Source organism: Streptomyces sp. A0592 (assembly GCF_004795115.1).
GTDB classification, from domain to species: domain Bacteria; phylum Actinomycetota; class Actinomycetes; order Streptomycetales; family Streptomycetaceae; genus Streptomyces; species Streptomyces erythrochromogenes.
Window position 1 is genome coordinate 46,787 of sequence record NZ_SSBM01000010.1, and the last position, 13,220, is coordinate 60,006.

12 protein-coding genes are annotated in these 13,220 nt (G+C 73.5%); 3 read left to right on the top strand and 9 right to left on the bottom strand.

Annotation, left to right across the window (positions count from 1 at the left end; genetic code table 11):
* Positions 1-323: 323 nt before the first annotated feature.
* The 7 genes from E6U81_RS16595 to ssd form a co-directional block, all read right to left on the bottom strand.
* Positions 324-686, bottom strand: a complete 363-nt coding sequence (locus E6U81_RS16595) for an Rv3654c family TadE-like protein (protein WP_136230859.1) — start codon at positions 684-686, stop codon at positions 324-326.
* Positions 683-1,012, bottom strand: a complete 330-nt coding sequence (locus tag E6U81_RS40500; protein WP_346766153.1) for a TadE family type IV pilus minor pilin — start codon at positions 1,010-1,012, stop codon at positions 683-685. Before E6U81_RS40500 ends, E6U81_RS16595 begins: the two co-directional genes overlap by 4 nt.
* A 43-nt stretch (positions 1,013-1,055) precedes the next feature.
* On the bottom strand, positions 1,056-1,253 hold the full coding sequence (locus tag E6U81_RS16605; protein WP_136230861.1) for a DUF4244 domain-containing protein: 198 nt from the start codon (positions 1,251-1,253) through the stop codon (positions 1,056-1,058).
* A gap of 47 nt (positions 1,254-1,300) precedes the next feature.
* On the bottom strand, positions 1,301-2,074 hold the full coding sequence (locus E6U81_RS16610; protein ID WP_136230862.1) for a type II secretion system F family protein: 774 nt from the start codon (positions 2,072-2,074) through the stop codon (positions 1,301-1,303).
* On the bottom strand, positions 2,074-2,868 hold the full coding sequence (locus E6U81_RS16615) for a type II secretion system F family protein (RefSeq protein WP_136231009.1): 795 nt from the start codon (positions 2,866-2,868) through the stop codon (positions 2,074-2,076). The genes E6U81_RS16610 and E6U81_RS16615 overlap by 1 nt, the downstream gene beginning before the upstream one ends.
* Before the next feature lie 86 nt (positions 2,869-2,954).
* A complete protein-coding gene (locus E6U81_RS16620) occupies positions 2,955-4,103 on the bottom strand; it encodes a TadA family conjugal transfer-associated ATPase (protein WP_136230863.1) in 1,149 nt (382 codons plus the stop codon).
* Positions 4,100-5,308 carry a septum site-determining protein Ssd gene (ssd, locus tag E6U81_RS16625; protein ID WP_136231010.1) on the bottom strand — a complete coding sequence of 403 codons (1,209 nt, stop codon included), beginning with the start codon at positions 5,306-5,308 and terminating at the stop codon, positions 4,100-4,102. The genes E6U81_RS16620 and ssd overlap by 4 nt, the downstream gene beginning before the upstream one ends.
* 492 nt (positions 5,309-5,800) lie before the next feature.
* On the opposite strand from ssd, the gene E6U81_RS16630 reads away from it, so the two are divergent.
* A complete protein-coding gene (locus E6U81_RS16630; RefSeq protein WP_136230864.1) occupies positions 5,801-6,676 on the top strand; it encodes an HAD-IB family hydrolase in 876 nt (291 codons plus the stop codon).
* 399 nt (positions 6,677-7,075) lie between these two features.
* Here E6U81_RS16630 and E6U81_RS16635 read toward each other — a convergent pair whose 3' ends face one another.
* Positions 7,076-7,897, bottom strand: coding sequence for an oxidoreductase (locus E6U81_RS16635; protein ID WP_136230865.1), 822 nt, complete (start codon positions 7,895-7,897; stop codon positions 7,076-7,078).
* A 109-nt stretch (positions 7,898-8,006) separates the two neighbouring features.
* Here E6U81_RS16635 and E6U81_RS16640 point away from each other — a divergent pair, with 109 nt between their 5' ends.
* The gene (locus E6U81_RS16640; protein ID WP_240803852.1) at positions 8,007-9,065 is read left to right on the top strand and encodes an ATP-binding protein; all 1,059 of its coding nucleotides are present in this window, start codon (positions 8,007-8,009) and stop codon (positions 9,063-9,065) included.
* On the opposite strand, the gene E6U81_RS16645 is transcribed toward E6U81_RS16640, so the two are convergent.
* On the bottom strand, positions 9,019-10,320 hold the full coding sequence (locus E6U81_RS16645) for a hypothetical protein (RefSeq protein WP_136230866.1): 1,302 nt from the start codon (positions 10,318-10,320) through the stop codon (positions 9,019-9,021). The genes E6U81_RS16640 and E6U81_RS16645 overlap by 47 nt on opposite strands.
* Positions 10,321-10,557: 237 nt before the next feature.
* Between E6U81_RS16645 and E6U81_RS16650 the strand changes: the two genes are divergently transcribed.
* Positions 10,558-13,095: a bifunctional SulP family inorganic anion transporter/carbonic anhydrase gene (locus tag E6U81_RS16650; protein ID WP_136230867.1), complete on the top strand. Its 2,538-nt coding sequence runs from the start codon at positions 10,558-10,560 to the stop codon at positions 13,093-13,095.
* Positions 13,096-13,220 lie beyond the last annotated feature (125 nt).

Here is a 13,220-nt window from a genome sequence, read left to right on the forward strand (position 1 = left end):
CCCGAACACACCCGGGACGGACACCCCGCCCACGCCCGGGACGGACACCCCGCGGAGTCCGGGACAGCGGACCGTACGCCCGCCAGGCGGACCCCAGGGCAGCGGACCGCCCACCCGCCGGCGCGGCCGGACGCTGCGGCAGACCGCCCGCCGGGCGGCCCCTGCGGCAGACGGCCCGCCTCGGACGTGCCCGGCCGGACCCACGGCAGACGGCGCGGCTCGGGCGTGCCCCCGCCGGAGCCTGCTGTCGGCGGCCCCGCCGCTCCGGCCGCCGGGCCGGCCCCGGCCGTCGACGGCGCGCCCTCACCGGCCGGAGCGGGCCCTCAGTCCGGCTTGTCCACGGCCGGCGGTTCCCGGGGCGGACCCGCGCGAGCCCGGATCTCGGGCCTGAACGGGCCCGACGCGACCCGGGCGGCCACCTCGGCGACCTCGCCACCGAGCCGGCATCCGGCGAGCTCCGCGCCCTGCGCCCGGGCCACCCGGAGCGCCGTGGCGCAGGCCCTGTCCGGCCCGTGCGCCCAGGTGGCCGCCGCCGCCAGCGCCGCCAGGTCCGCGGCCGCCGCCGCCCGGTGGCGGGCCACGACGGCCTGGCCGAGCAGCAGCACCCCCGCGAACACCGCGCCGAGCACCGTCGCCACCAGGGCCGCCCAGACCGTGGCCGAGCCCCGGTCCGCCACCCGGCTCACGGCGGCGGCCCCACGCTGTCCTCGGCGAGTGCCACCGCCTGCGCGCCCAGCCTCAACGGGATCCCGGCTGGCCCGGGAACGGGTGCCGCCACCCGGACCCGCCAGAGGTCGCCCACCCGCTCCAGCTCCACCCGCGCCCCCGGTGGGGCGGCCTCGCGTGCCGCCGCCTCCGCCACCTCCACCGGCTCCGACCTGGACGCCGCCCGGGCACCGGCCCGGGCCGCGTCCACGCACCGGATCTGGCCGGCCGCCGCCATCAGGGCCCACACCAGCGCCGCGGCGAAGAGCACCAGCGCCGGAATCACCAGGGCGGCCTCCGCCGTCACATATCCCCGATCGCGTTTTCCCCGGCCTCCCCCGGCCCCCTCCTCAGAACGGCACATCGAGCGCCCTCCCGATGGTCGACTGAAGGGCCGTGGCGACGACTTCGCTCGTCACCACCTTGTAGAGGACGGCCGCGAATGCGCAGGCCGCGATCGTGCCCATGGCGTATTCCGAAGTGGACATCCCCGCGTCGCTCCCGCGACCGACGAACACCGCCCGTACACGAAACCAGATGATCCTCATGGCAACCTCCTGTGGATTTCCGTTGTTGATGTGTGGTCAATGCGACTTCAGGGGTTCGAGAGAAGTCCCGAGGCCATACCGATCACCACCGGTGCGACCCCGATGGAAAGAAATGCGGGGAGGAAACACAGCCCCACCGGTGCGGTGACGAGGACCGCCGCCCGCTGCGCCCTGGCCCCTGCCCGGCGGGCCCGGTCCTCCCGGAGTCCGGAGGCGAGCCGGGACATCGGCTCCGCCGCGGGAGCCCCGGTCCGCGCGGCCCGCTCCAGGCATTCGGCGAGCGCCCGGGCGCCCGGTATCTGCGCCAACCTCCCCCACCCGTCGCCCGGTTCGCCGCCGAGCCGGAGCTCCGCCCCGGCGCTCGCGAGCCGCTCGCCCACCGGGCCGCCCAGCGACTCGCCCACCACCTCCGCGGCCTCCACCGGCCCGGCTCCGGCCGCCAGGCACGCGGCCAGCAGATCGGCGGCGAACGGCAGCTGACGCTCCGCCTCCCGCGGATCCACCCCGACCGGCGGCCGCGACCCGGCCCGCAGGCGCCGCACCACGACCGCGGCCAGACACCCCACCACCACACCGGCCACACCGCCGACGAGCACCCAGCCCGCCAGCAGCGCCCCGGCCGGAGCCGCCCACGCCGCCGCCACACCCCGCAGCACGGACCCGGACACCGGCCCGCGCGGCCCCGGCCGCACCCCCAGCAGCAGCACGGTCCGGCGCCGGACGGCGCGCGCCCTGACCCGCGCCGCCACCGCCGACACCATCCACAGGGCCGCCGCCGCGCCCAGGACGATCCCCAGCCTGTGGACGAAGAACCCGGTCATCACCGCTCCCCCGTCCGGACGATCCGCCGGCACCACAGCAGCCCCAGCGCCTCCAGCACCCCGCCCGCCAGCAGACAGCCCCATCCCATCGGGGTGTGGAGCAGGATCCGCAGCGGATCCGCGCCCAGCCCGGTGCCGATCAACAGGCCCACCAGGGGCAGCAGAGCGAGCACCAGCACCGTCGACCGCGCCCCGGCCAGTTGGGCCCGCAGTGACTCCTGCCGGTCCCGCTCGGCCCGCAGGGCTCCCTCCAGCCGGTCCAGCCCGGCGGCCAGACCCGCACCGCCGTCCACCGACACCCGCCAGCAGGCGGCCATCCCGGCCAACCCCTCCGCGCCGGGCTCCCGGGCCGCCTGGCGCAGCGCTCCGGGCACGTCCCCGCCGAACGCCGCCGCGGCCAGCACCCCCGCCTCCGCCGCACCGGGCCCGCCGGGGCCCGCGGCCGTCCGCCGCATCGCCGCCATCAGCGCCTGCCCGGGCTGGGCCCCGGCCCGCAGCTCACCCACCGCCGCCCCGCACAGGGCCACCACCTCGGCGGCCCGCGCGGTGCGGGCCCGCTCACGCGCCCGCACCCGCAGCCACCGCCGCACCAGGGGCACCGCGGCGGCTCCGGCCAGCAGCGGGAGCACCGACCCTCCCAGGACAGCGATCACCAGCCCGGCCCCGAAGCAGGCCCACTCCCGCCAGCGCACGGCCCGCACCCGCAGAGCGCCCAGCAGCAGCTCCCGGCGCGGCGGCCCGCACCCCAGCGGCTCGCCGCCTCCGGCGAGCACCACCCGGGCCCGCCGGGACATCCGGTCGTACCCGGTGATCCCCCAGGCGGCCGCGCCCGCGCACAGCACCCCGGCGAACACCGGCAGCGGCAGCCCCGCCCCGGCGCTCACCGGGCACCCCGCAGCAGCGGCCGCAGCCGATCCCAGCCCTGCTCCCGCACGAAGCCCCGCGCGGCCCACCTCAGCGCGGGCACGGTCACCACCAGTCCGGCGGCGTCCCGCTCCAGCACGTGCACCTCGGCGACCCGGCGCCGTCCCTCCCTGTCCCGCACCAGGTGCAGCACCAGGGTCAGCGCGGCGGCCAACTGGCTGTGCAGGGCGCCCCGATCGAGTCCTGCGGCCGAGCCCAGCGCCTCCAGCCGGGCCGGGACATGCGCCGCGGCATTGGCGTGCACCGTGCCGCAGCCACCCTCGTGGCCGGTGTTCAGGGCGGCGAGCAGGTCCGCCACCTCGGCTCCCCGCACTTCGCCGACCACCAGCCGGTCGGGCCGCATCCGCAGCGCCTGCCGGACCAGGTCCGCCAGCGTGACCAGCCCCGCCCCCTCCTGGTTGGCCGGCCGGGTCTCCAGCCGCACCACGTGCGGATGGTCGGGGCGCAGCTCGGCCGAATCCTCGGCCAGTACGATCCGCTCGCCCGGGCCCACGAGCCCCAACAGGGCACTGAGCAGGGTGGTCTTGCCGGTTCCCGTCCCACCGGAGACGAGGAAGGACAGCCGGGCCTCGACCATGTCCCGCAGCAGCCGCTGCCCGCCCGGTGGCAGCGTCCCCGCCGCGACGAGCTCCTCCAGCGTGAACGCCCGCGGCCGCACCACCCGCAGCGAGAGACAGGCCGAGCCGACCGAGACCGGCGGCAGCACGGCATGGAGCCGGGTGCCGTCGGGCATCCGGGCGTCCACCCAGGGCCGGGCGTCGTCGAGGCGCCGCCCGGCCACGGCGGCCAGCCGCTGGGCGAGCCGGCGGACGGCCCCCGCATCGGCGAAGGTCACTCCGGTCAGCTCCAGCCCGCCACCGCGGTCCACCCACACCCGGTCGGGGGCGGCCACCAGCACGTCGGTCACCTCGGCGTCGGCCAGGAGCGGCTCCAGGGGGCCCGCGCCGACCAGCTCGGAGCGCAACTCGGCAGCCGCACCGAGCACTTCCTCGTCGCCCAGCAGCCGGCCCTGGGCGCGCAGGGCCGCCGCCACCCGCGCCGGAGTCGGCTCCGCCCCGCTCTCGGCGAGCCGCCGGCGCACCGCGTCCAGCAGTACCGCGCTCATGCCGGCACCTCCTGACCGGCACCGAGGGCCCGCTGCCAGAAGCCGTCGCAGAAGCGGGCCAGGGCGCTGCGCCCCTGGGACCCCGGGGGCTCCCCCTCGGCCACCCGCCCCGGGAGCCCCACCTCGACGGGCACCTCACCGGCCAGCGGGGCCCCCAGCAGTCCTGCCACGGCCTCCGGATCGAGACCGCCCGGGCAGCGGCCCCGTACGACGACGCGGACGTCCCGGGCCACCATCCGCACCCCGGCGGCCACCCGGCCCGCCGCGGCCACCGACCGCAGCTCGCCCGGCACCACCATCAGCACCAGGTCGAGCTGGGCCAGCACCTCGGCCACGGCCTCGTCCACCCGGCGCGGGAGGTCGACCACCACGACACCGCCCCGGCGCCGCGCAGCGGCCACCACCGAGCGGACGGCGGGCGGCGGCACGGCCACCCGGTCGCCGCGATCCCAGCTGAGCACCCGCAGTTCGTGCAGTTCGGGCAGGGACTCCTCCAGCGCTCCGGCGCCCACCCGTCCCCGCGAGGCTGCGAAGTCCGGCCAGCGCAGCCCTTCGGCGCCCTCGCCGCCGAGCAGTACGTCCATGCCGCCGCCCAGGGGGTCGCCGTCGATGAGCATGGTCCGCTCGCCGGCGCGGGCGGCCCGGACAGCGAGGGCGCAGGCGAGGGTGGAGGCCCCCGCCCCGCCGCTTCCCCCGATCACCCCGACCGCGAGGGCGGGCCTTGCGGCCCCTTCGACGACATCGGCGATCCGGTCCACGAGCCGACTCTCGGCATCGGGGAGGAGCAGCACCTCCTCGGCCCCGATCTCCACCGCCCGTTGCCACACGAGGGGATCGTCCAGGTCCCGTCCGACGAGGAAGACCCCGGTCCTGCGCGGCGCGCCGCGCACGCGCCCCGCGGCGTCGTCCCCGACCAGCACGAGTGGGGCCGACTTCCAGCCAACTCCCGGACTATTGAAGCCAGTTGAAGAATCAGCCGGGTCGGTCACGCTACCGGCGGGGCCGCCCTCCGCTTCCACGACCGCACCGCCGCTCCCCGGCGCCGCGTGCCGCACGTGCGGCTCGGCCCCCGCCGCCGCGCACAGCCTCAGCAAGTCGTCGAGCAGCAGGGGGTCTTCGGTGATGATGAGCGGCCTGCCCCCGACGGCCCCGGCGGGGGCCGCCACCGCGGTGGCGGCCCCCGCCCCCGCCGCCCTTCCGGTCATCACGGACTTCGGCGTTTCGCACGACTTCGATCGAGCCACGATCTCCGCCCCCTTCTCACTGCAAATCCCAGTACCGCGGACTTCGCGGCTGGAATCACCGTGCAGCGATCGGGAAAAAGAAGTGGATCTTGCCCAATAACTGTGGACAACCCATCGATTGTGAATAACCCGGTCACCCTCGCAGGTGAGTTCCGGAACGCACGGGAACAACTACGCAGCGTCACGAGTCTGACGTGGTGAGGGCCTGCGACAGGCGGGCCCCACGCAAGAGGAAGGGCCGAGGAGATGGTCGATCGGGGCCGAAGCCGGGGACGCGAACCGCGTCCGGACATGCGACGACCCCCGCCGGGGGGGAGAGCGGGGGTCGTCCCCACGGTCCGACTCGGGGGGGGAGGAGCCAGACCGGGTTAGCACGGTCGCGAACGATCCGTGACTTCCATGGTGTACCCGAGAGCCCTCTCAGGCAAACCCACGCGCCACACCTTACGCCGAATGGTGGGCGCATATGCTCGGGGCGTGGAAAATCAGCCCTTGCCGCACTCCTCGCCTCGCACCGCAGCCTTCTTCGATCTGGACAAGACGGTCATTGCGAAGTCGAGCACCTTGACGTTCAGCAAGTCCTTCTACCAAGGCGGCCTGATCAACCGGCGAGCCGTGTTGCGCACCGCCTACATCCAGTTCATCTTCCTGGCCGGCGGCGCCGACCACGATCAGATGGAACGGATGCGGGAGTACCTCTCCGCCCTCTGCAAGGGGTGGAACGTGCAGCAGGTGCGGGAGATCGTCGCCGAGACACTGCACGACCTCATCGACCCGATCATCTACGACGAGGCCGCGTCCCTGATCGAGGCCCACCACACCGCGGGCCGTGACGTGGTGATCGTGTCGACCTCCGGAGCGGAGGTGGTCGAGCCCATCGGCGAGATGCTCGGCGCGGACCGGGTCGTCGCCACGCGCATGGTCGTGGGCGAGGACGGCTGCTTCACCGGCGAGATCGACTACTACGCCTACGGCCCCACCAAGGCGGAGGCCGTACGGGAGCTCGCCGAGTCCGAGGGCTACGACCTCGCCAGGTGCTACGCCTACAGCGACTCGGCGACCGACATCCCGATGCTGGAAGCGGTCGGGCACCCGCACGCCGTCAACCCCGACCGCGCGCTGCGCCGGGAGGCGACGGCCCGCGAGTGGCCGGTGCTGGTCTTCAACCGCCCCGTGCGGCTGAAGCAGCGGCTCCCCGGACTGTCGATGCCCGCACGTCCGGCGCTGATCGCCGCGGCCGCGGTGGGCGCGGCGGCCGCCACCGCCGGGCTGGTCTGGTACGCGAGCCGGCGCCGGGCCCACGCCCTGTCGGTCACCCGCTCCGCCTGATTGCCCCACCTGCACCGATTCGGGCTGTCCGGTTCACCCCGGCTCGCCCCGGAAAGTAAAAAGTGGAGCTAGGGGTTTCGCTTAGCAGCGAAGCGGAGTACAAATAAAGCAACGGCCCGCGAGACCAAAGAACATCCGAGAGGATCATCTTTAAAACGCAGTAAGGCCCACGGACCGAAGCATGAACGCCGAGCACCCACGCGACGTCGACCCGTCGATTACGGGCCAGCCGCACCAGGTGACGGGCAAAGTACCCGACCTGATGGGCAACCTTCGAGGACGCTTGGTACCTGGGCGTGAATGCCAGCGGCGACACCAGAGCAGTACGGTGTCGCCGCAACCCATGTCCGGGCCCTGTCGGCCCTTTCCGGGCCCCCGCGCCCCGAATCCTCGCCGGCCTCAGGCCGCGCCGCGTTGCAGGGCCTCGCAGACCGCCGTCGACTCCCGCACCCCGAGCTCGATCGCCCGGCCGCAGTGGCCGATCCAGGCGCCCATGCCCTCCGGGGTCCCGGAGAGATAGCCCTCGAAGGCCGCCAGATAGGCCTCGGCGCCCTGCTCCGCGTGACCCACCTCCGCCGGGCAGATGGCCTTGGGGTCCAGCCCGCTGTTGATCAGGACGATGCGCTCCGCCGCGCGCGCGACCAGCCCGTTGTACGAGCCGAACGGCCGCAGGGCCAGCAGCTCGCCGTGCACCACCGCCGCCATGACCAGCGCGGGGGCCGAACCGCCCGCGATGACGATCCGGGACAGCCCGTCGAGGCGCCCGGCGACCTCGTCGGCCCCCGGCAGCGGCGCCTCCACCAGCGGCTCGACCACCGGCTCGCCCGCCAGGCGCGGGCGGCCCACCACGTCCCCTTCGGCCGTCGACCCGACCGCCACCAGGTGCAGGCGCGCCAGGACCCGCAGCGGCGACTGGCGCCAGATGCTCAGCAGCTGGCCGGCCTCCGCCGTGAGGCGCAGCGCGGCACCGACGGTCAGCGCCTCCTGCTCGGCCCCGAAGTCGGTGCGCCGCCGCACCTCCTCCAGCGCCCAGTCCGCGCCGGACAGGGCCGCGCTGCCACGGGCGCCGCGCAGGGCGGCCTCCGAGGTGATCTCACCGCTGCGGCGGCGCATCACCCGGTGCCCGTAGACCCGGTCCACGGCCTTGCGTACGGAATCCACGGAATCGGCGACACCCGGCAGCCCGGCCAGGCCGGCCAGCGGGTCAGAAGCGCTACTCATAAGTAGGGAGCCTACGCACTGCGCGGGCATGGCACCGACCCCTCCTTGGAGTGGTCTTCTTCACTCACCTTGACAACTCAGTGCTACTTACCCACTACGCTTGGTGAACATGAAGATCGCTTTCGTGGGAAAGGGCGGCAGCGGCAAGACGACCCTGTCCTCCCTCTTCATCCGCCACCTCGCAGCCAATGAAGCCCCCGTCGTCGCGGTGGACGCCGACATCAACCAGCACCTGGGCGCCGCGCTCGGGCTCACCGAGGACGAGGCCGCCGCACTGCCCGCCCTGGGCGCGCACCTGCCCCTGATCAAGGAGTACCTGCGGGGCTCCAACCCGCGCATCGCGTCCGCCGACACGATGATCAAGACGACTCCGCCCGGCCGGGGCTCGCGCCTCCTGCGCGTCACCGGGGACAACCCGGTGTACGAGGCCTGCGCGCGCACGGTCCTGCTCGACGGGGAGCCCGTACGGCTGATGGCCACCGGGCCGTTCACCGAGGCCGACCTGGGCGTGGCCTGCTACCACTCCAAGGTCGGAGCGGTCGAGCTCTGCCTCAACCACCTGGTCGACGGACCGGATGAGTACGTGGTCGTCGACATGACGGCGGGCTCCGACTCCTTCGCCTCGGGCATGTTCACCCGCTTCGACGTGACCTTCCTGGTCGCCGAACCGACCCGCAAGGGCGTGTCCGTCTACCGCCAGTACAAGGAGTACGCGCGGGACTTCGGGGTCGCGCTCAAGGTCGTCGGCAACAAGGTGCAGGGCCCCGAGGACATCGAGTTCCTCCAGGACGAGGTCGGCGAGGACCTGCTGGTCACCGTCGGGCACTCCGACTGGGTACGGGCGATGGAGAAGGGCCGCCCGGCCTCCTTCGAACTGCTGGAGGCAACCAACCGGTTCGCCCTCCAGTCACTCCAGGACGCCGCCGACGACTCCTACGCGCACCGCGACTGGGACCGGTACACCGAGCAGATGGTGGGCTTCCACCTCAAGAACGCGGAGAGCTGGGGCAACGCCAAGACCGGGGCCGACCTGGCGGAGCAGGTCGACCCCGGCTTCGTCCTGCGCGAGGGCCTGGACGCCCTGGGCGCGTTCGACGGCGGCGCGGGCGTCGAGGAGATCGTCAGCCCTCGTCCCCAGTCTCCTCGGCCGACTCCGCAGCCGGCTTGACGCCGGCGGGGGCGGCCGGCGGCGCCGGCGGCCCCGCGGTCAGGAACTTCGTCCAGCCCTCCTTCGGCGCCTCACCGACGTCGAGGGTGCGCATCCACTCCAGGGCCTTCGGGTCCTGGGCGTCCAGCCAGTCCACCAGCTCCCGGAACGGCACGCAGCGGACCTCCTTCTGGGTGCACATGCCCTTGATCGACTCCTCGACGGCGCGCATGTAGGTGCCGCCGTTCCAGGACTCGAAGTGGTTGCCGATGATCAGCGGCGCACGATTGCCCTGGTAGACGCGGTCGAAGGCCTGCCGCAGGCCGTCGCGCATCTGGTCGCCCCAGTAGGTGTGCTGGGAGGGGTCGCCCTGCGAGGTCGTCCCCGACTGGTTGACCATGTAGTTGTAGTCCATGCTCAGCGTGTCGAAGGCGCGGCCCGGCATGGGCACCAGCTGGAGCGGGATGTCCCAGAGCCCGTCCGTCTTCTTGGGCCAGATCTGCTTGCTGATCCCGCTGGAGTCGTAGCGGAAGCCCATGCCCTTGGCCGCCAGCATGAAGTTCTTCTGGCCTTCGAGGCAGGGGGTGCGGGCGCCGATGAGCTCCTTGTCGTAGTCGAAGGGGAGCGCCTCCTCCTGCTTCAGGCCCGCGTTGGTCTTCCAGTTCTTGACGAAGGACTTGGCCTGGTCGATCTCGCTCTTCCACTCGTCCACGGACCAGGTGCCGACGCCGCCGTCGGGCCCGCAGAAGTGCCCGTTGAAGTGGGTGCCGATCTCGTTGCCCTCCAGCCAGGCCGCACGGACCTGGGCAGCGGTGTCCTTGATGCCCTGGAGGTCGCCGAATCCGATGTCCGAGCGGCCGGGCGAATGCTGCGGAGCCGTATAGAGGAAACGCTTCTCCTCGGGGAGCATGTACACACCGCTGAGGAAGTACGTCATCCGGGCGTTGTACTTCTTGCCGACGTCGCGGAAGTGCGAGAAGAGCTTCTGGCTGTCCTCGCCGGCCCCGTCCCACGAGAACACGACGAACTGCGGGGGCTTCTCCCCCGGCTTCAGCTTCTGCGGCTTCTGCACGTTCGGCTGCGGTCCGGTGTACGCGGTCGAACCGTCGCCGATGGCGCGATGGACACTGCCGGGGGCCTCGGCGGCGCCCTTGCGCGCGTTCGGGCCTCCGGCGGCCGGGGACTTCGCGGGTTCCGAGGCGGTGCACCCGGCGGCGCCCAGGACCAGCGCCGCGGCGACCAGGCCGCCGGCGATCTTCTTCGTGGCGGCGATCATCCGCCCCACCTCTCCCTCGCTGTTGCCTCGCAGGTCTTCCGCGCCGCAACGTCCCATGCGGTCCTGCGTGAGGAAGGTATGACAAGCCGGACAAAATGCTTAATCACCCTTGAGCGCTAATTCGTAGGCCATTTGCCCGAATTATTCACCACTCATCTTTACTCTCCATTACCATCCATTTACTGAGTGTTGAGACTCCCGCCGCTTCACCCCTCATCCCCGAGGAGACGGGACCCCATGACAGCCACTTCCCCCACACGCACACCCCAAGGGGTTCGCAAAGACCTCCCCGCGGACCTCTCCGCCTCCATCACCGTCTTCCTGATCGCCATCCCGCTCTCCCTCGGCATCGCACTGGCCACCGGAGCCCCGCTCCAGGCGGGCCTGGTCGCGGCCGCGGTGGGCGGGATCGTCGCCGGACGCCTGGGCGGCGCACCGCTCCAGGTCAGCGGGCCTGCGGCCGGGCTCACCGTGGTCACCGCCGAGTTGATCCAGCACTACGGATGGCGCACCACGTGCGCCATCACCGTGCTCGCCGGGTTCTGCCAGCTCGGCCTCGCCGCCCTGCGCACCGCCCGGTCCGCGCTCATGGTCAGCCCGGCCATCGTGCACGGCATGCTCGCGGGCATCGGCGTGACCATCGCGCTGGCCCAGCTGCACATCGTGCTCGGCGGCACCCCGCAGAGCTCGGCCGTGGCGAACGTCCTCGGCCTGCCCGGCCAGTTGGCGGACCTGCACCCCGTGGCGCTCGGCATCAGCGCGCTGACCCTGATCGTCCTGCTCGGCTGGCCGCGGCTGCCCGGGCGGGCGGGCCGCGCCGTGCGCAAGGTGCCGGCGCCCCTCGCCGCCGTCGCCACGGCCACCGTCTTCGCCGCACTGGCCGGGCTCAGCCTGCCGCGGGTGGACCTGCCGTCCTGGCGCAGCCACGCCCTTCCGGAGATGCCCGAAGGGCCGGTCCTCGGCCTCATCGCCGCCGTACTGACCATCACCCTGGTCGGAAGCGTGGAGTCGCTGCTCTCCGCGGTCGCGACCGACAAGCTGATCGCCTCCGAGCGGGGTACGGACAACCGCCCGCCGCGGGCCGACCTCGACCGGGAACTGCGCGGCCAGGGCGCGGCGAACATCGTCTCCGGAGCCCTGGGCGGCCTGCCCATCACGGGTGTGGCCGTGCGCAGCGTGGCGAACGTCAAGTCCGGTGCGGCCAGCCGCAAGTCGTCCATGCTGCACGGGTTCTGGGTACTGCTGGCAGCGTTCCTGCTCGTGCCGCTCCTGGACCTGATCCCGCTGGCCACGCTGGCCGCCCTCGTCATGGCGGTGGGTGTGCAGATGGTCAGCATCACGCACCTGCGCAGCGTCACCCGGCACCGGGAAGCGCTCGTCTACGGGACGACCATCGTCGCCGTGGTGCTGGGCGGGGTGCTGGAGGGCGTGGCCGTGGGCATCGCGGTGGCCGTCGCCCTGGCCCTGCACCGGCTCGCCCGGACGCGGATCACGCTGGAGCGGCTGGACGGCGGCGCCCACCAGGTGCGGGCGCGCGGGCAGTTGACCTTCCTCGCGGTGCCGCGGCTGAGCCGGGTGCTCAACCAGATCCCGCACGACACGCATGTCGTGATCGAGCTCGACGGCTCCTTCATGGACCACGCCGCCTACGAGACGATCCAGGACTGGCAGCAGTCCCACCTCGCGCACGGAGGATCCCTTGAGGTCACCGGCCGCTCCGGCCAGGCGGCCCGGATCACCGGGGCCGACCCGGGCTCGGGCCCGGGCGCGGACGGCAAGGCCGGCTCGCCCGGCGGATCGGACGAGGCCGACGGCGCCGACTGGACCGAAGTGGCCGACCGGGCCGACGGCGCGGGCGGGGCGCACAGGTCGGGTCGCGGGCACAACACCCGCCACGCCGAGGGCGGCCACCCTGGCGAGCGGTCCCGCCGCGCCCAGCAGCGCGGGACGCACCAGTGCTGCCGCCCCTGGACCCCCTGGCAGAACCACTGCGACCACCGCGCGCCCTCCACCCGTACGGCCACGGCCGCGACCATGGCCGAAGCGGCGGCCACGGCCACGGAGGACGGCGGGGCTCAAGACCTCTCGCCGACTCCCCGGCGGCGCGGCGCGGGCCAACTGGCCAGCGGGATCAGCGCCTTCCAGCGCGACACCGCACCCCACGTACGCGACGAGCTGGCCCGGCTCGCCCGCGAGGGGCAGCGGCCCTCGCAGCTCTTCATCACCTGCGCCGACTCCCGCCTGGTGACCAGCATGATCACGGCGAGCGGCCCGGGAGACCTGTTCACCGTCCGCAACGTCGGCAATCTGGTGCCGCTGCCCGGCGCGGAGTCCACGGACGACTCCGTCGCGGCGGCCATCGAGTACGCGGTGGACGTGCTCCAGGTGGACAGCATCACGGTCTGCGGGCACTCGGGCTGCGGGGCCATGCAGGCCCTGCTCAGCTCCGCGCCCGGGGTCACGATGACCCCGCTGCGCCGGTGGCTGCGGCACGGGCTGCCCAGCCTGGCCCGGATGGCCAGCCGCCACCACGCCTGGGCCCGGATCGCGGGCCGGCTCCCCGCGGACGCCGTGGAGCAGCTGTGCCTGACCAATGTGGTCCAGCAGCTGGAGCACCTGAGGGCCCACGAATCGGTGGCCAGGCGGCTCGCCGAGGGCACCCTGGAGCTGCACGGGATGTACTTCCACGTGGGCGAGGCCCAGGCGTACCTGCTGTCCGAGGGCGAGGACTTCTTCGACTGCAGCGTCTTCGACACCGTCGGCCAGCACGTCTGAACCGATACTCTCCGGTATCCGTGCCATCGAATGGCCCCTTCCCGCACCCTGCAGCGGGGAGGGGCCGTTCGCACGCCGTTCTCGTGCGGGCCGTCTGCGTGATATAGGTCTAAACCAATTTCAGG